The sequence below is a fragment of the Hominibacterium faecale genome (genome assembly GCF_020734085.1).
Classification (GTDB): Bacteria; Bacillota; Clostridia; order Peptostreptococcales; family Anaerovoracaceae; genus Hominibacterium; species Hominibacterium faecale.
In genome coordinates this window covers 73267-91267 of sequence record NZ_JAJAGH010000001.1, presented here as the reverse complement: position 1 = coordinate 91267, position 18001 = coordinate 73267, and the positions used below count along the sequence as shown (strand labels likewise).

Here is an 18001-nt window from a genome sequence, read left to right as displayed (position 1 = left end):
TTTATTGCCCCATACAGCCCAATCCCCTTATTTCGTATAAATATACTACCCCCCCCCCACCAGTTTTGTCAACGCTTTTCATGGTATTGCCTTGCTACAAAAAGGTTACATTGCAACCTTGTAACAATTAGGCTTTTTAATGTAATCGTATGTTATTGACAAAATGAAACCATTCGATTTTAATTTTGGTGTAAGGCTTCCTAATTAAGTTTTATCATTAAGCGGTTGCATGGGCGGAAGCCATAAAAAATGGTTTAATAAAACCCTAATTCCATGCAAAAAGAAACAGGCCCGCCCAATAGCAAAGCCTGTTTCTTTTTGTGTATGTAATTGCAAGGAATTGTTTATCTTGTTTTAATCTTTTTGATCTTACTGTAAGAACCATAATATTTCTTACCGTCGATCGTCTTATAGGAACGTACCTTTACATAGTAGGTTCTCTTGGCCTTCAGCTTCTTAACCGTCTTGCTGGTCTTGGTGGTCGTGGTGCTCTTGAAGCTCTTGTTCTTCTTCAATGAGTAAGAAATCTGATAGCCGTTCACGCCTGCGCTCTTCTGGCTCTTAATCGTTACCTTGAAGGATTTCTTACCCTTCTTCAGCTTGCTGATTGCAGCCTTGGCCGGGGTGATCCGGAAGGTTGCGGTCTTAGCGCTCAGTCCTGCGCAGTCGCCTCTTCCTGTAACAGTTACGATCGCTTTTCCTGTCTTTGTGTTGTTGCTGTATGCTACCGTATAATCCGTTCCATTGGCAAAGGCGGATAATCCATATACAGCTGGTGTCTTAGCCTTGCCGTTGTACGTATACTGAGTCGTTGACAAGGAGATTCTCGCGTTGCTGTATGCGGTTCTCTTGGCGTTTTTGTACTCAGCTTCTGCTTTTTCGATCTTTGCCAGATCAGCGGTTAGCAGCGCTTTGGCGTCTGGTGTTTCGGCAACCACGCTGTTGTACATGTTTCTTGCAGCGTCAATCTTGCTCTTGTCTGCGGTTGAATAAGCCGCTGCAGCCGGAAGCTGATCCACCAGCTTGCTTACCCGATTGGCCTGAGAAACGGCTTCCGCGTCTTTGCTGGCCTTGAGAATATCCAGCAAGTCACCGTAGTAGCCTTCTTCTCCATAGCCATCCCATTCTAAGGCTTCAATTTGATCAGCGTTTAAGGCTTTATAGGCTGCTGTCAGCGCTTCAACCTTTTTCTGCTGGGCGTAAGTCATCGCGCCGTCTACAGCTTCATAAAGGTCATCAATATCGGACTTAAATGCTTTCACTTGATCGTCCCACTTAGTGTACTGCTCATCGGCAGCTTTCATCGTCGCGTGTTGTTTAACTAAGCTGGTCTGTCCTTCATATTGTTTTTCGAAACCATTGTAGGCTTCTTTCGCTGCTTTGATTGCCTGGTATACATCATCTGTATAAGCAACGGTACCAATCTTGCCAATCAGGGCATCCACGGAATCCGCTGCGGTTTCCGGTTCAATCGGTTCGCTGCTGATCACGTAGTCAGATGCATGACTCAGAGTAAAAGTCACTTTGCGATCTTTCACTGTCAGCGGACCATTGTCGATCAGCTGGAGCTTTCCATTATTGAGATAATAGATATATACCGTATCGCCATCTTTAATACTATCATCATTAATGGCAATGGTGATGGTCGCCGGTGCCGGGAAGTCGCCTTCGTGTGATAAGGTTAATCCCAATTTTGCAGCATCGCCGGATAAGCCAGAAACGTCATTGACATCCTTCTTCTCGATTTTCGTATCAACTGCCACCATATTTTCAATGGCTGCCGTATCGAATTCAAAGGTCGCCGCATAGGTATCTTTCGTTGCCGGTACTTCTACGATCAGTTTGGCAGCCTTGCTTTCACTCGCCGCCGCAAAGACATCTTCGCTCAGCACTGGAGGAACGTCTGTCGGAACTTTGACAACAACTTCTTCTTTTTCCTTTGCGTTGTCGATCGCTTGTTTAACGTCCGCTTCATTGATAACCTCTTGTTCGTCCCCTTCATCGTCGGTTACCGTTGTTTTACTTGGTTCCACGATGACCTTAACCGGTTCTTTGTCTGCAGCTTTTTCTATTACCGATATTTTACATTCAGCCTTCGTGGTTCCATCTGCCGCTGTCGCGGTAACAGTTGCCTCGCCTGTCTTTAATGCGGTAACAACGCCGTTGTCATCGACGGTAATCTTGTCGGTATTGCTAGCAGTCCATTCAATGCTGGTATCATATGCTTCTTCCGGTTCAATCGTTGCAATGAGCTGCCCCTTATTGCCTTCTGTCAAGGTCATTGCACTCGTGTTGAGGGAAAGGCTCTTAATCGCTGCGCCCGGTGCAAACTGGATGATCGTCTTACCATCATCAGTCGTTGTTACAGAATGCCAATCACTAGCCATATCTTCATGAATCGCAACCCATTCAGCCTTTACTTCCACAGTTTTATCAACGTTATCAATCTGAATCGGATTGTCTTGCTGTAAATCTCCATAATTGAATTCAAATTTTGGATCAGCTGTGACGCCGGAGCCCTTTGTCACATTGACACCGCCCCAGCCGTTTCCGCTTGTGTAAAGTCCATTCGCGGTTACCGCAGAGCCGTTTGCCACGACACCATATCCGTAACAGTCTTTAACCGTCACCTCAGTCAGGGTTGCCGCACTGCCTTCTCCATAGGTCTGAATACCGTGTCTGGCCGTCCCATTATTGCCATCGATCGTCAGGGCATTAATTTCAACATTCGAACTCTGTACGCCGAGCACATGTCCGATCCCTTCTTTGTCGCCTTTGGCCGTTATGGTTTTTCCATTTCCATTAAAGTCAATTGCCTTATCAATGAGAATAGCCGGATTATTTTTTTCCGTCCCCATATCCACGGTCACGTCTTTCAGCAGTGTCACGATTGTTCCTGCTTTTGCAGCTTCGATTGCCTCTTTCAAGGTCGGATAGGTCACGCCGTCAGTTTGTGCTTCGCCGGCTAACTGGCTGCTCCACTGAATCAGAGTCTTATTGTCCTCCTTGCGGACGCTCTTTGTCGCATACCAGGTTCCAGCATTATCGCCAAAGATAACCCAGCTTGTACTTGGCGCTTTGTCGCCCACGTTATCGGTCTGGATTGGATTATGCTCCTGCAGGGTTCCGCTGTTAAAGGTAAAGCTTGGTTCTGCGGTTACATCCGTGCCCTGTCCAATGTTGACGCCGCCCCAGCCGTTCGCTTCCGCTGTGATTCTGGTAGCGATCATTTTACCGCCATTGATCATGAATCCATAGCCCGTACAGTTTTTCACTGTAACGGAAGTAACTTTGGCTTCACTTTGTGGTTCTTCTTTGCTATACACCTGGATGCCATGTTTTGCAATCTGGTTGCCGTCTATAGTCAGATTCTTGACTGCAGCTTTGACTCCGTTGGAAACTTCAATGACATGGCCGATTGCTTTTGTGTCGCCTGTTGCTGTGATGGTCTTTCCGTTACCGTCCAGAGTAATGTTTTTATCGATTAGAATCGCCGCTGTGTTCTGAGCGGTCATGGTCACCTGAACGTCTTTGTTCAGTTTTACGGTGTCTTTTTCTTTTGCTGCTTCAATTGCATCGGCAAGGGTTTTATAATATGTGTTTCCAATAAACGCTTCGCCGGCTGCGTCTGTTGCTTTGACAACGTTGTAGCCTTTATCAGTTTTATTGACTGCATAGTCTTTTACAACATAGGCGGATGGGTTAGTGCTGAAGGTTCCGCCTGTAATGGAAGCAAATTGAGTATTGTCTAATTTTAGTTTTCCAATATATGTTCCACCACTAAGTTTAATTTCATTGTGCTGTCCGGAATAAATTGCATAATTCTTTCCTTCCAGCCTTCCTCCTGAAATATTTACCTTTGTATCTCGGCTCATAGCTCCTGAAAGAGCACTGGCAGTACCCAGTTCTCCACTGTTTGTTACAGTTCCGCCTTCCATTTTAAGTGCCGCTCCAGCGCTCAATGAAATACAATCGCCATATTCGCTTGTTATATCGCCATTTTTAAGGTTAAAGCTCGCGCCGGATGATCCTACATTTACACCAATTTGCTTTACGGAAGACGATGGCGTGTCGATCTTTCCTCCGTTCATTACAAATGTAGTATCCTTACCGAGAAATACTGCCGAGCCCGCCACGGTCAAGCCTTTTGTCGTAATTGTACCGTTGTTTAGAATTAAATTCCCTTTTTCTACGGACAGTACTCTCGGCGTTGTTCCATTATCATGAGAAGTGATTTCACCTTTTTTCTCTGACGAAGTATCCTCAATCGTTAAAGTTGCATCTGCCCCGTTTAAAACAATTGTCTTATTAATATTTGACGCTTCTGCACCTGTAATAACATGTCCATTCAAGTCAAGATTTATCGATTTTGAAATTGTAATTGGCGTTTCAATATCGATATCTTGCAGCATCTTAATTGTTCCATTTTTTTCTGCAGCTGCAATTGCTTCTTCAAGACTGGCATAGTTTGTGTCACCAATCTTAGCAACCGAACCAACCAGCTTTCCGTCTTTTACAGTATAAGTATCGCTCGCTTCTAACGTTACATCTTTTTTTCCAATCTTAGCTTTGATATCCTTAACGCCAGATTTAACAATAACCGTGCAGCCTTCCTGCAGATCAAGCACTTTTCCATCAGCAAGAGACGTCTCAATCGTCAAAGTCTCGCTGGGAAGTACCTTTTCCAGCATGCTGACAGTATGCTTTTCCGCATCGCCGCGCTTTGCCTCGCCTGCCTTTTTTATTGTGATATTGACAGGAGCCTTGTCAGAATCCTTTATATCACTTATTGCAGTATATTTTTCAGCAAACTTAGCTTTGTCAATAAATTGAAATCCTGCATATACATCATTATAGGTCAGGTTTTCACCCAGGTTCAGATCAATTGCCTTAGCCTGACCGTAATTGACGTGACCGGCTCCCCAACCGTTCCAATCAGTTGTTCCTGCCGCATTATCCCCGTCATCATAATAGGAGCCTGCATAGATATTTCCAGCGTTTCCACCGGTAAGATCAAGGGTAGCTTTCCCTGTGATCATGACTCTCTGTCCCAGGGCGATATCCTTTGTCTTGCCGCCGCTGAAAGTAAGCTTGGCATTTTCCACTTCACCATTGGTTCCGCCCAGCAGGATACCCGCCTGCATCGGAGAAGTAGTAGCGGCAATGGTTCCGCCAGTAACTTCCACATTAACATTTTTAACGTAGGTGTATGCATAAGTACCGCCTACAACGGCCTGCATATCGCCTCCTGCTACTTTAATATTGACAGTTTCGACAGAGGCTTTTTCTTTACGTTTATCATATGAACCGTTTGGGCCATCTTTGGTCGTTCCAATAACCATACCAATATTTCCATCAAGAATTTCAATATTGGCTGTCTCTACTGCTCCAACGTTCAGGTTGCCGCCGATCACATAATCCATGCTCCCGCCTTTAACCGTTATATTGGTGGTATTTAAGTCAGGATTTTCACTTTCTGTACCGCCAACCACAAAAAGCTTCTCTTTTTCTGAGGGATTGGCAGAAGTATTCCGCGCCACAGTCATTGACTCTTGCTTATCGCCATCGATCCATGTAGCAGTAAATCCCATTTTTTCATTTTCTAAATCTTTTGCAGCATCAATCGTAACATCGTAGCCCTCTGCGAAGAACACGGTTCCTGCATTATGTGTGCCACCGATCGCTTCCTGATTGACATGCGGCTTTTTTGTGTCCACGTTTTCATCAGCAGCCTCTTTTTTCTCTGCTGCCGCTGCTTTAGCCGCTGCCTTCGCCGCCGGCTTCTTCGTCTCCGGCTCTGTCTTCACAGCCCCAGTCGGATCCTTATTACTGCTTTCCTCCGCCGCAGGATCTTCGCCCGGCGTCTGATCATCGGCTGCGACCGTTTCCTGCGTCGCGCCGGTTTCAGCACCCCAGACAAATGCAGTCGGGAACGTCATGGTAAACGCCACGGCGATCACGACCACCCACGCTAGAAGCCTGCTGCTTTTCTTTTTCCTTGCTTCCATGTCTTCCTCCTTAATAAATAGTACAAAACGAAATCGTAATAGAGCTTGGGGCAGGTGGCGCAAAAAAACGCACCATCAGGATGATAGTGCGCAAAGACCGTTGCTATGAAGCTCTGAATGGCGGAGAGAGCTTTTCATAATATCACCCTTTGCAAACAACTATCATATTGCAATTTTATGGCATTATAGCTTATACATTCATCCTTGCCTCTCCCCTATTCGTATAAATATACTACCCCCCCCCCCGGTCATTTTTGTCAATGGTTTGTACCGTTTTTACGTACAGGAAATTTGTTACATCGTCACGCTGTAATAAACAGTCCTACTAATGTAACATTCAGCCCTTGACTTTAGAGCTCACTCCATAGAAGGCCGTTTTCTTGAATTGCTTCTCCATAGATAAGAATGTCGAACGGCTCCAGTTCACTTTGGCTTGCCGCTTCACTGATCTTGATTTCAGAAAAAAGGGGAGCAGTTTTTTCCCCTGGCTGGAGGACGTATTTGTAATAAAAATAGTCGCCGGTTTCCGACCAATGCTCCCGGTCAAAATCCACCACAGAGAGGGCGGCCATTTGACTGCTGGTATACTTGGCCAGCAGTCTGACCCTGCAGGGAACCGGGCCTGTGTTGACCACCGCCACTTCCTTGCGGATGGTAATGCCGGGGAGCATTTTGGCAGGCGGTTCAAAGTCCTCTTCAATTTCAATCTCCCCGTAACCCACCGTAAAGGCATTGACCGCCTGAGCTTGATAAACACTATAAGCAAGCAGTCCCAGAAAACTGCTGTTAACAAGCAGCAAAAGCATCAGCACCACAGCCAGCCTTCTGTTTTTAAATCTAACCTGCTTCATAGCCGCCTCCCCGCTTTTTCCTTTCAGGCAGCAGACGCCCCATTACAAAGAATGCCGCCAGAGCGGCGCTGGTCAGGAGCATGCCCTTCTTCGTCTGCAGAAAAGCCGCCGCATACCCTGCTTTTGGAATAGAAAAGACCACTTTTCCCAGAACCTCCTTTTGGCTGACAGGCGCTCTGTCGGCGTGGGGATTGTTATCCCCTTTGGTGGTATAGACGCCGTGCTCCGCCTTTAAAACCCGATGAACAATCTTCGTGCTCCCTTTGGAAAAAGCGATGATATCTCCCGCCTTCGCCTCCCGGTCTCGTTCATTGACAAAGCACAGGCTGCCGGTCGCAAGCTGGGGCTCCATGGAGCCGCTTAAAACCATAAATGGGCTGATATGGCCGATCAGCTTGGCGCCGCCCAAGGCCAGCGTAAAAAAAAGAATCAAAAAAATCAGCACGTTTTCAATGATATGATAAATAGTTCGTATCATCTCCTGCTCCTCCTTATTATCAGCAGCCCTGCCGCTGCGCTCACAGCCATAATCAGAATCGCAAGCCCAAAGCATCGCTCATCACCCGTCTGTGCCTGTATTGGATTGCCATCCTCATCGCAAACCTTGAAATACCAAGTTACCCTGTCTGCAAGGACTTGGTAGGGATTGGTCAATGTTTCCGGCACATGGATGGAAAACTTCACCTTCTCCGCCTGTTTTTTTTCAAGCTCTGCCAACATCCGATAATCCGACAGCTTTTCGCAAGTCAGCGGGCCCTGATAAAAGAGTTCTGTTTCCGATTCAATGCGAAGCTGAATTTGCTTCAAAAGTTTCGTTTCCTCTGCGGATGCTTTAAAAAAAATACACACTTTTTCTTGTCCGGCATTTTTCAGCTTCAAAACATCGCTGTAATGATCACCGGGCATGAGGTCGCTCAAATGGGACATGAACGAATCGGCATCGCTGACCAGCGCCTTTGCGCCGCCCTGATAAACCAGGCTGATCCCTTTGTTTTCCGTCCGCTTGCCCCTTCCGGCCAGATAGTATTCTCCGATCTGAGAAATTTCCGTCTCCACGCTCCCCCAGGGGCTGTGCTTCTGAAAATCGGGCTGCCAGTTCTGCGACTGGACAGCTTCCGCTGTAATGTGCAGATCAAAGCCGGATGCCTCTATGCCCGTCCATGCGGCAGGCACACGCAGCCCTTGAAAAAGCTCCGCGGTCTGCCCCTGCGCCAGCGGGTAGCGATAATAGTAATAGGCGCCTTGCTCAATCCAGGCCGCATTCATACCAATAAAGTCCTGCATCTTTACAGGCTGCGGTCCCTCTTCATCCATGGTCACTTCAATCTGCGCTCTTATGTAGCAATCCTCTGCCCGGCTGGTAATGACCGGGATCATGGAAATCTCCTGGCCCGGGACCAAATCGCGGGGCTGAACAAACTCTTTGACGCGGCCATTTTCTTTCATCTTCGATTCCAGGCAAATGTCCACGCCTCCGGTCTGAAATCTGCTGGACAGGCTTTCCTCCTGCAGTGCCAGCATACTGGCCAGTCCTCCCGCGGCCAGCACGAGAAACAGCCCGGCCGCAGCCGCCAGCCGCCTCATCCCTTTCATGTTACTTTCCTGCCTGCTGATTTTCTAAAACAGCCCAGACATCTGCCGGAGCGGTCTTTCCCCCATCCAAATCCACAGTCTGTATGCCATAAGCATCTACCGGCAGCTCCAGCATTTCTTCTTCCAGGCCCTGGCCTTCGATCACATTGAGAAAACGGATCTTCCCGTCTGCGAACAGTACCGGCGTTGTATGGCCGGCAGAAAGGGGCGTGCAGGCTTCGTTTGAGCCATAGGCATAGACATACCGGCAGCCATCTTCCCGGTCCTCTTTGACCACTTGTGTCCATCCCTCGCTGATCTGATACTGGAATAGTTCCTGATTGACCGCCGTATTTTGAGAACCGTTTTCCGCCGCTGTTTTGACCTCTGCTTTCGGTATGGTGAATTCTGTAAAGACGAACGCATCATTGATTCCGGTGTTGGTCACGTATGGGTCCTTGTCCAGGCTTTTGTTTGGCGTCAGATTCTGATGATCCTGCGGATGGGCGTCATACGCCGGTTCGGTCAGGTCAATTTTTACCTTACCGATTGTAAACACATTGGCCACCGAATCCACGTCCGTAAAATAGGCGCTGATTCCGCCGATTGCCACCACTGCCAGAAGAAACGCCGCCAGCAGCATGCTCCCTTTTTCCCTTAATCTTATCTCTTTTCCCATTTTCTGTTCCTTTCTTATATGCTGAATCCCATGCGTACATCAAAGGCTGGAATCCAGGTATTGATAATCTTGAATCCTTCATATGCTGTCCCATATCCATCGGCATTCTGTGAGACTGTATAGCGAATCTCCGCACCTCCCTCATACTTTGGCAGATCGGAAAAGAAAAAACTCCAGCTCCCGTCTGCGCCAGGGGAAACGGTACCCTGCGCTGCTACGGATGTTCCTCTGAGAACACGCACAACTACGGACCCGGGCCGGGTTCCCATCAGATTGTCCATGTCCTCCCAGTAAATTTTTCCTGAAACTTCGGTGGTGTAATAGGCTGTCCTGATGTAAGTCAGGTTAAATCCGGAAACGGATGGTCCCGAATATCCGCTGAGGCCGTTTCCTGTTACCGAATAGGCCGATTCTCCCCCTCCTGCTTTATAGACTGGAACAGAGACATTCCATGCGCCGATGGCCGCAAAGCTTGTGTAAGCCTGACCGTCCCTGATCACGGTTATGGTCCTGATACTGCGCAGACCGTCTTGATTATTGTTGTCCTGCCAAATAACGCTGCCGGACAGGGTTTTCGTCGTGGTCACCGCCGGAACGGTCACATTGGTCGAAGCTTTACAAACGCCGGGCCCGTAGCCGCCCGATGAAAGATCGGAAGTGGTAATGCTGACCGGGATGCTCCTGGCGGCCGAGGCGTAGGAAAAGTACACCGTCTTCTTATAAAGGTTCTTGGTCACGGTGGAGGAATTGTTGCCTCCGCTCATACCGTCAAAGGTCTTGGTATAAGTAGTCCCGTTTATTTTGATATTGACCTTGTGGGTTTGGGTGCTGCTGAACTTGTATTTTTTAATCTTCAGCTGGGCCGTAACCTCCAGGGCATATCGTTTGTTGGCAGCATCATCCGTCAGTGTATACACACAGTTGAAGTCATATTTTGAACCATTTCTGGAGGTGGTACCGGCGACGGTCTTGGCCAGCGCCGGCTCCACCAGAAGCAGAAACAACATGACTGCTCCAGCCAGTACCAGCAAACATGACTTGCCCTGCTGTCCGAGGCAATGTTTCATTTTTTCCATCATCATCTCCCCTATCTGGCCGCGCCATCAGCGTCAAAGAAGCAGAACCTTTGATCCCCTTCCAGGTTGGCAGAGCGGAGCCACCAGGGTTTTCCCAATGCGGCGGCAGCTTCCAAATCCGGCTTTCCGTCGGGAATCAGGCCTTGAAAAAGCTTGTACTGCGCTCCTTCTCCCCTGCCGCTCCGCAGCCGGCCAAAGTCCAAATCCTCAAAGTAAATCGATGGCTCCAGTTCCTCGTCCTCATACCCCCATGCTCCGCAGACTTCCGACTGAGAAAGCAGCCAGAGCTTATCCCATGTGGTTTCCTTCAGCGCCTTGCCGTCCGCAAATCCCCAGCTTTCTTTTTGCACTGGTACTGCGGCCTTCGGTAATTCCGCTGCCAAAGGAGCCGTCTTTTTTCGAAGCTGAGAATCCTTCCAGCCGCCCTGGTTGGTCAGGGTCGGGTTGAAAACATCAGCAGCCACAGGCTCCCAAATCACAAAAGAGAGTCCCGCCCTGCTGCCATCCTCCTTCCGATCCTGATTGAAGCCGAGAATCACAGCGTGGCACTGCTTTCCATTGATGGTAAGCTCCTTGGTATGTTTCAGCGTTTCCTGCGACAATCGGCCATCTTCCAAGTCTTTTTTGACTGCGGAAAAGCATTCATCAAGCACGGTCTCCGCTTTGCCGGAATCGGCAATCTTCTTGATTTCTTCCCAGGTATAGTCGTTCAGATGTTTCTCTTGCCATCGGGCATACAGCGTCAAATCCTCGACCAGTTCCTTCTTTGTATCGAAGGCGGAAATCAGTTCTTTATCCAGGTACCATCCACCAAAGGAAAATCCCGAGCGCAGCGGAATGTATTCCCCTTCTCTGTAATCCGCCAGACAGCTGTATTTCTCTGCGATCAGGGGAGCCATGGTCCCGCCCCCTCCCGTATCAAACCGGATGGTCAGCAGCTTAACTGCTTCTACCTGATAAGTGATTGTGGCCCGGCGACAGATCCCATCCTCCTCATATTCAACTGCTGCCGTATAGCTTCCTGCAATTTTGGGAACTCTGGTCAGGACCCCGCCATCCTCTTTCTTTAATTGGAATTGATTTTGTCCCAGGGGAGCCTGGGTGCCATCGTCGTAAACAGCGGTCACTTGGAGCTTTTCCCGGGGAAATTGCTGGTTTCCTTCCAGAATGTTCTCGCCTTCATATTGAAGCTTCAGTCCAGTGAGCCTGCGGTTCAGTTTTATCAAGTTGGTTTTTGCCGCAGTGTGGGAATAGTCCTGCCACTTCTCTTTCTCATTAAGGAAGGTGGCCGTGCCTTCCTCCTCCCCCTCGAGTTGGAAGATCACCTTATCACCGTCCCTTTTGCCGTTTGGCGACAAGTCTGTGATCCCGGCCAGTTGATATCGGATATGCTCCAATTCTTCCACCTGGTAGGTTCCGCTTTTTAGTCCGCTGAAAACAACCGATTTTTTTACAGTTCCGTCTTGATTCCGGTTGTTTTCCACGTAGGTTTGGTTGAAGGTCGCCATCTGATATTCGGTTATCGCTTCCCCATCCGCCGTTTTGCCTGTAAGACGGAAAATGAAAGACGGTACCCCGTGAGCCATATGGATTTCATCGGTCCGAAGCTGTTTAACGATCGTCAGCTGCCCCCGCCGGGCTTTATCGGCAGCCTCCACATATTGGGTCATTCCTCCTGTTGTGCTGTTGACGGAAAAGCGAATCTTTTCACTGCTGATCCCATACCCCTCGGGAGCCTTTTTCTCCAGAAAGTAATAGCCGCCCCATCTGAGTCCCTCGACTTGAAGCCTGCCCTTTTCATCCGTCGTCAAGTTTTCTTTAACAATCCGCCCCGCATCATCAAAGAGATCATAAACCGCGCCCGCAAGCCTTATGGTTTCCGTCTCATCGGTTTTCGTCAGTATGACCGATCCTTTTTTCTGTTGATTGTAAATCTCGATTACCGGATGCAAATTCTCCGGCCCGATCTCCACTTTTTGAATTTCTTCTGACCGCTCATAGCCGCCTGGGGCCTGGAGTTCTTTGAGAAAGTAGATGCCCCAACGCAGCGAATCAATGCGAATCCGCCCTTTATCATCAGTGGTATAACTTCCTTCCTGCCTCTGGCAGTCCTGATCTCGATAAAGCCCAAAGACTGCGTCCGCCACGCTGTTTGCTCTGTCATCCTTTTTGACGAGTTCCAGTAAGCCGTATTCTCTCTGGTTATATGCGATAACAGTCGTGATCTGCGGCTGCTTTACCGGTCCGTCGGTCTGTGCCTTTTCCATTTGAATATCTATGCGGTCCTTTTCTTTCCGATAACCGGGCGGCGCTCTGTCTTCCAGAAGGTAATAGCTGCCCGGGCTGAGTCCTCTGATGATAATGCTGCCGCTGGAATCCGTCGTGTATCTGCCCAGGAATTTGTCCGGAAGCAAGTTGCCATTCTCATCTTTTTCTCCCTGCCGGTAAGCCAGGTAGACTGCGCCTGCCAGCGGCTTTTCTGTTTTTTCGCCGTTTTCCAGCTTTTCATATTTGACCAGGTGTATCTGATAAGGGACATGGGTATTTACCAAGTCATAGTTTGATACGCTTGCCTCATAACCATCTACAGGTTTTTCCTCCACTTTATAATCAATGGGTACGCCTCTGGGCCGGTATTTATCCACGGTCCAGGAATACTTCCAGTCTTCCGCCGTGGAAATGGTTTTTGATGCGTATTTTTTTCCGTCCGCCATCAGATAGACGATCACTCTTTTCGGCCGGAGCTTATCCAGGTCATCCGCATCGTTCCAAAGCTTGGCGCCTTCAATGGTAATCTGCTCAGGGGTATGATGATTCACCATATCATATCCCAATTGCTTTGATGTGTATCCTGGAATCTGCTCTTCTTCTACCGTGTAATCAATCCTGCGGCCCTGTTCATCGAAAGGCTCCAAATCTTCAAATACATATTTCCATTCCGTTTCTTCGCTGATCGAAAGTGTATCTGCCATCTGCCCGTCTGCCATCAGTTTCACCTTAAGGGACTGGGGACGCAGGCCGTCCTGGTCCTCATGGTCATCCCAAATCTTTTGCCCTTCAATGTTGTAGGGCTTTATATGAACAGCTGCTGTCGCTGTCTTTTCCCGGGCAAGGAGAGCGCCCGTGAGCGCCGTATTATCGATGTCCCGATGGGCGGCCGCCTTTTCTGCTCTGGCTTGATAGCGGATGACGGCCGTCTGCCCGTAATTCAGCCGCTTCACCTTGAGCAGACAGCCGTTTTCCAGAGGTGTCAGTTCATACCCTGTGATGCCGGAGACTTGCAGTGTATCGGCCAGCACTTTGACCTCCTTTGGAAGGCTATCATCCTTTATATACAGATCCAGCGCCGCTGAATTGGCCTTGGTCTGGGTAACCCTCACAGTATAATCGATGGGGTCGCCCACCCGGTATTCTTTTTTCGAGGTTTCTTTTGTAATGGAGAGAACCGGCAGAGGAATTTCTGTCGTTACTGTATTGGTGGTACGCACGGTCTGGCTGCCGCCTGCCTGATACACCACCCTGCCGGTGTTGGAAAAGCGCAGTGCGCCTCTGCCGCTGTCGTAATGGCCATGATTCCTCAATATCTCTTCTGTAGCTCCGCTCTTTATGCCTGCAGTGATACGCAGCTGGTAATTACATCCGTAAAATGAAGCTGTACTGCAGTTTTTAGCTGCCGCAGATACCGTCGGTCCGCTGATGTTTATGGTAAATTGACCGGACACGTCCTCGCTTTTATTTTTATATATGTGGACATCCTGAATCTCCAGACAACTATCCAAGGTATCGTTCATGGAAAAGCCTTGATAGAAGTTTCCCGGCTCTGTCTCCAAGGGCACCAGACCATTGAGCGTGTAGGTCCAGGCATCGCGGATGGTGGGGACTATATTGTTGGAAACATCCTTTTCATCCTGATCGGATACGGTTTTTTCGATGGCAGGCGGTTTGGGCTGGGGGATCATAGATGGAATGTATTTGGCCGCATCAAATCCAATGACGTTATCCGAGCCGTCGGCGTTGCCGTCCAGTACGTATTGGGTATGGCTGTTGCCGCTGAACTGATAAGAAAAAGTGGCTGTTGCCGCTTTGGCAGGGCTGTAGTTTGCTGTGCCCAAGTTGGGGATCAAAACATCATCCGACTGGATTAACAGCAGGTCATCTTCTTTTTTATATTTAAGAATCGTTCCTTTGGAGTTCACCCAAAGTTTTTTTATCTGGCCGCTGGGGATTGCCAGGCCCTGGGCATCGTCCACATCGCTGAAGGAAAAGAACCCGTTGACCTGGACAGGCGTGTTAGTGCCGGACAGGAAAAATTCGTGCTTCATCTTCAGCCATTTGACATTGGTCCACCAAATTTTGCAAAACCCGCCTGCAGCGAAAGCTTTTTTCTTGTCCTTGAGGGACCAGTTGGTAAAGGTAGTCTTAACGTCAACCCAAGTGTTGTTGTATTGAAAAAGCTTGTTATAGCGGACGCCACATTTTCCTTTGCTGTTTTTATTGAGATAAAAGCCTTTGCGTTTGGTTCCGCTTCGGTCTGTATAAGTGGCCATTGAGCCGAAGTATTCATCCACTGCTTTGGAGCCGGTCTTAAAGCTGTATTCCGGATCCACCATGTCGGCGGCGATCAGATTTTCCCGGACCGGCTTGACTGCGTAGTTAAAGGTTTTCACCCCTGGGTAAGAGATCAGCGCTTTGTAGCTGCCGCCGTTTATGGTAAAGGCGCTGGCCTGCTCCGGCATGCAGGACAGCAGCAGCACTGCGATCAGTGCCAGCAGAAGTATGGCTTGTCTGTTACAGCCCGCATTTGCATGAATCCGACCGGCGTCTTTCGCCCTGACTCTTCTCATCTCCAAAATCCTCCTTGAACTTTTCGCTCTCTTTGCAGTAATCTGTAATATATTTACATTCTGCAGTAATTTACATATTTTGTCAAGTATTTTTTGGAAATTATTACTTTTATTGGATTTTACAGTCACATTATATTGTCCAGATTAGTATGAAAGTTTTCCCGGGATATCCACATCCCACCTTCAAACCGCCAAAGCCCCATATTCCGGAAAACTTTTGTAAAAAGCGGCATTCTTTTCTCTAAGTTACAGGGTTATGGGGCCTGTTCTTGGCAGAAAGCGGCCTACGCAGCTTCCCGGCAGATTTGAGAGGCCGCTATCGTTGAAAATGGCGTAAATTTTACATGAAAGTTTCATTTTTTTCCGCAACAAGTCCATCTCTTCCAAATCTTCTATTTTTTCCGCAACAAGTCCATCTCTTTCTTACCTTCCATTGTTTACTCAAAAATCCCCAACTCCTGCTTCTCTCCCCACACAAAAAGACGAGCTCCGAAGAGCTCGCCCTAAATAACTTACATTCAATTGTTTTTCAATTAGATCAGTCCGCCGATACTTACGAACAGTGGCGCAAATACGACTGCTACGATCGTCATCAGCTTGATCAGAATGTTGATGGACGGACCGGATGTATCCTTGAACGGGTCACCGACCGTATCTCCAACGACAGTAGCTTTATGGGTATCGGAACCCTTGCCGCCGTAATGTCCTTCTTCAACATACTTCTTCGCATTATCCCAGGCACCGCCTGCATTAGCCATCATGATCGCCAGCAGTACGCCTGCAGCCAGCGCGCCAGCCAGCATGCCGCCCAGCGCTTCAACGCCCAGAACAACACCAACTGCCAGAGGCGCGATAATTGCCATCAGGCCAGGAGCCAGCATTTCTTTCAGCGCTGCTTTTGTGGAGATATCTACGCATCTTGCATAGTCAGGCTTGGAAGTACCTTCCATAATGCCCTTATCTTCTCTGAACTGTCTTCTTACCTCTTCGATCATCTGGTTCGCCGCTTTACCTACCGAGTTCATCGTCATAGCGGAGAACAGGAACGGCAGCATAGCACCAATGAAGAGACCGATGATTACCATTGGATCCAGCAATGAAATTGCGCTGATCTGTGCAACCTGCGAGAAGGAAGCAAACAGAGCCAGAGCTGTCAGAGCCGCAGAACCAATCGCAAATCCTTTACCGATGGCTGCGGTTGTGTTACCAACGGAGTCCAGTTTGTCCGTGATTTCTCGAACGCCCGCAGGAAGCTCGGACATCTCAGCGATACCGCCGGCATTGTCGGATACAGGACCATAAGCGTCAACCGCTACAACCATACCGGTTGTGGACAGCATTCCAACAGCAGCCAGAGCAATACCATATAATCCGGCAAAGCCGTTTGCTACGAAAATACCAACTGCAATGCAGATGATCGGCCATACGGTGGACAGCATTCCAACGCCCAGCCCGCTGATAATTGTTGTCGCTGAACCGGTCTGAGACTGGTCTGCGATCTTTTTAACGGATTTATAATCTGCAGAAGTATAAATTTCAGTAATTTTACCGATGGCAATACCAACAATCAGACCCGCAATAATCGCAATCGCTGAGTTGAAGTTGCCCAGCATGGTCTTGCTTAAAATCAGAGAAGCGATCACTACGATAACGCCGCTGATATAAGTTCCCATATTGAGCGCAGCAGCAGGGTTGCCGCCTTCCTTGCCTCTTACCAGCAGGATACCGATAACCGATGCGATCAGGCCGATAGCCGCCAGCACCAGCGGGAATACAGAACCAACGACCGGATCCAGCTCAAAGGATGATCCGAACATTGGAGTTACGTGCGGGATAATAACCGCAAGTGTAATTGCGGAAATGATAGAACCAACATAGGATTCAAACAAGTCGGATCCCATACCGGCAACGTCGCCTACATTGTCGCCTACGTTATCTGCGATAACAGCCGGGTTTCTTGGATCGTCTTCCGGGATACCTGCTTCAACTTTACCTACCAGGTCAGCACCAACGTCGGCCGCCTTTGTGTAAATACCGCCGCCAACTCTTCCAAAGAGAGCCATTGAAGAAGCGCCCAGACCAAAACCTGTGATAACGTCTGCCGAAGAAATGCCCATAATAACAAAGATGACACCCAGGCCTAAAAGTCCCAGACCAGACACGCACAGGCCCATTACTGCACCGGACCGGAAGGCTACTTTGAGAGCCTTGTTCATACCGCCTTCATTGGCCGCGTTAGCTGTTCTTACGTTACCTTTTGTCGCAACGTTCATGCCGAAGAATCCGGCCAGAACAGACAGGAGTGCACCCACTACATACAGCACGCCAGTAAGCGGTTTGATGCATACAGCAATCAGAATAAAGAGTATGATGATAACAATGATCATGACTTTATACTCTCTTCTCAGGAACGCCATGGCGCCTTCGCGAATGTAGCCTGAGATTTCCTTCATCCTATCATTACCCTCAGCCACTTTGCTGATCCATGATGACAGGCCGAAGGCTACAATTAGCCCGATGACTGCCGCAATAGGAGCAATAATTGATAAGTTGTCCATAAAAATGATACCTCCCTCTCACTTTTAACACAACTATAAGAGGCGCCAATGACACCTCTTATGTAAAAGTGAAATATAATAATAAAATTAAACGAAACGAATTAACCGCTAACCCTAACCCTCAAGCATAACGAGAATAAGAGACAGCACAATAAACAGAACCGCTGCCACCGTGGATATTTTGTTGAGGATGCCCTCATATCCCTGGCTCTTTTTCTTACCGAAAAGCTGCTCTGCTCCTCCTCCGATAGAGCCCGACAAACCGGCACTATTACTGGATTGCAGCAGAATGCTTATGATCAAAATAACACTTGCAATGGCCAGTACTACCATGAGAATTGTCTGCATTTTCTTACCTCCTTGTAAACTAACTTCTAAATTTTATCACATGGCCTAAAATAATTCAAGTTTTT

At 48.3% G+C, this 18001-nt stretch carries 9 protein-coding genes; all 9 read right to left on the bottom strand.

The window, feature by feature from the left end; translation table 11 throughout:
- Nucleotides 1–344 precede the first annotated feature (344 nt).
- The 9 genes from LG211_RS00375 to secG all read right to left on the bottom strand — a co-directional run bounded on the left by LG211_RS00375 (nt 345) and on the right by secG (nt 17936).
- Complete coding sequence (locus tag LG211_RS00375; RefSeq protein ID WP_269476818.1) at nt 345–6008, bottom strand: Ig-like domain-containing protein; 5664 nt, start codon at nt 6006–6008, stop codon at nt 345–347.
- Between the two features lie 350 nt (nt 6009–6358).
- Entirely contained in the window at nt 6359–6859 is a 501-nt protein-coding gene (locus tag LG211_RS00370) for a hypothetical protein (RefSeq protein WP_148395428.1), read from the bottom strand.
- Nucleotides 6846–7337 (bottom strand): signal peptidase I, encoded by a 492-nt coding sequence (locus tag LG211_RS00365; protein WP_269476817.1) that lies wholly within the window; start codon nt 7335–7337, stop codon nt 6846–6848. The genes LG211_RS00370 and LG211_RS00365 overlap by 14 nt, the downstream gene beginning before the upstream one ends.
- Entirely contained in the window at nt 7334–8452 is a 1119-nt protein-coding gene (locus LG211_RS00360) for a hypothetical protein (RefSeq protein WP_269476816.1), read from the bottom strand. Before LG211_RS00360 ends, LG211_RS00365 begins: the two co-directional genes overlap by 4 nt.
- Before the next feature lies 1 nt (nt 8453).
- A complete protein-coding gene (locus LG211_RS00355) occupies nt 8454–9110 on the bottom strand; it encodes a SipW-dependent-type signal peptide-containing protein (protein ID WP_269476815.1) in 657 nt (218 codons plus the stop codon).
- 14 nt (nt 9111–9124) lie between these two features.
- Complete coding sequence (locus tag LG211_RS00350) at nt 9125–10186, bottom strand: Cna B-type domain-containing protein (RefSeq protein WP_269476814.1); 1062 nt, start codon at nt 10184–10186, stop codon at nt 9125–9127.
- Between the two features lie 11 nt (nt 10187–10197).
- Nucleotides 10198–15030: a SpaA isopeptide-forming pilin-related protein gene (locus LG211_RS00345; RefSeq protein WP_269476813.1), complete on the bottom strand. Its 4833-nt coding sequence runs from the start codon at nt 15028–15030 to the stop codon at nt 10198–10200.
- A 533-nt stretch (nt 15031–15563) separates the two neighbouring features.
- The gene (locus LG211_RS00340; RefSeq protein WP_148395422.1) at nt 15564–17588 is read right to left on the bottom strand and encodes a sodium-translocating pyrophosphatase; all 2025 of its coding nucleotides are present in this window, start codon (nt 17586–17588) and stop codon (nt 15564–15566) included.
- A gap of 114 nt (nt 17589–17702) precedes the next feature.
- Entirely contained in the window at nt 17703–17936 is a 234-nt protein-coding gene (gene secG / locus LG211_RS00335; protein ID WP_148395421.1) for a preprotein translocase subunit SecG, read from the bottom strand.
- Between the last annotated feature and the right edge of the window lie 65 nt (nt 17937–18001).

Bases quoted from the DNA above. Each gene is read 5' to 3' on its own strand.
- secG (WP_148395421.1), bottom strand. From the start codon at position 17,936: ATGCAGACAATTCTCATGGTAGTACTGGCCATTGCAAGTGTTATTTTG.
- LG211_RS00350 (WP_269476814.1), bottom strand. From the start codon at position 10,186: ATGGAAAAAATGAAACATTGCCTCGGACAGCAGGGCAAGTCATGTTTG.
- LG211_RS00345 (WP_269476813.1), bottom strand. From the start codon at position 15,030: ATGAGAAGAGTCAGGGCGAAAGACGCCGGTCGGATTCATGCAAATGCG.
- LG211_RS00360 (WP_269476816.1), bottom strand. From the start codon at position 8,452: ATGAAAGGGATGAGGCGGCTGGCGGCTGCGGCCGGGCTGTTTCTCGTG.
- LG211_RS00340 (WP_148395422.1), bottom strand. From the start codon at position 17,588: ATGGACAACTTATCAATTATTGCTCCTATTGCGGCAGTCATCGGGCTA.
- LG211_RS00355 (WP_269476815.1), bottom strand. From the start codon at position 9,110: ATGGGAAAAGAGATAAGATTAAGGGAAAAAGGGAGCATGCTGCTGGCG.
- LG211_RS00375 (WP_269476818.1), bottom strand. From the start codon at position 6,008: ATGGAAGCAAGGAAAAAGAAAAGCAGCAGGCTTCTAGCGTGGGTGGTC.
- LG211_RS00365 (WP_269476817.1), bottom strand. From the start codon at position 7,337: ATGATACGAACTATTTATCATATCATTGAAAACGTGCTGATTTTTTTG.
- LG211_RS00370 (WP_148395428.1), bottom strand. From the start codon at position 6,859: ATGAAGCAGGTTAGATTTAAAAACAGAAGGCTGGCTGTGGTGCTGATG.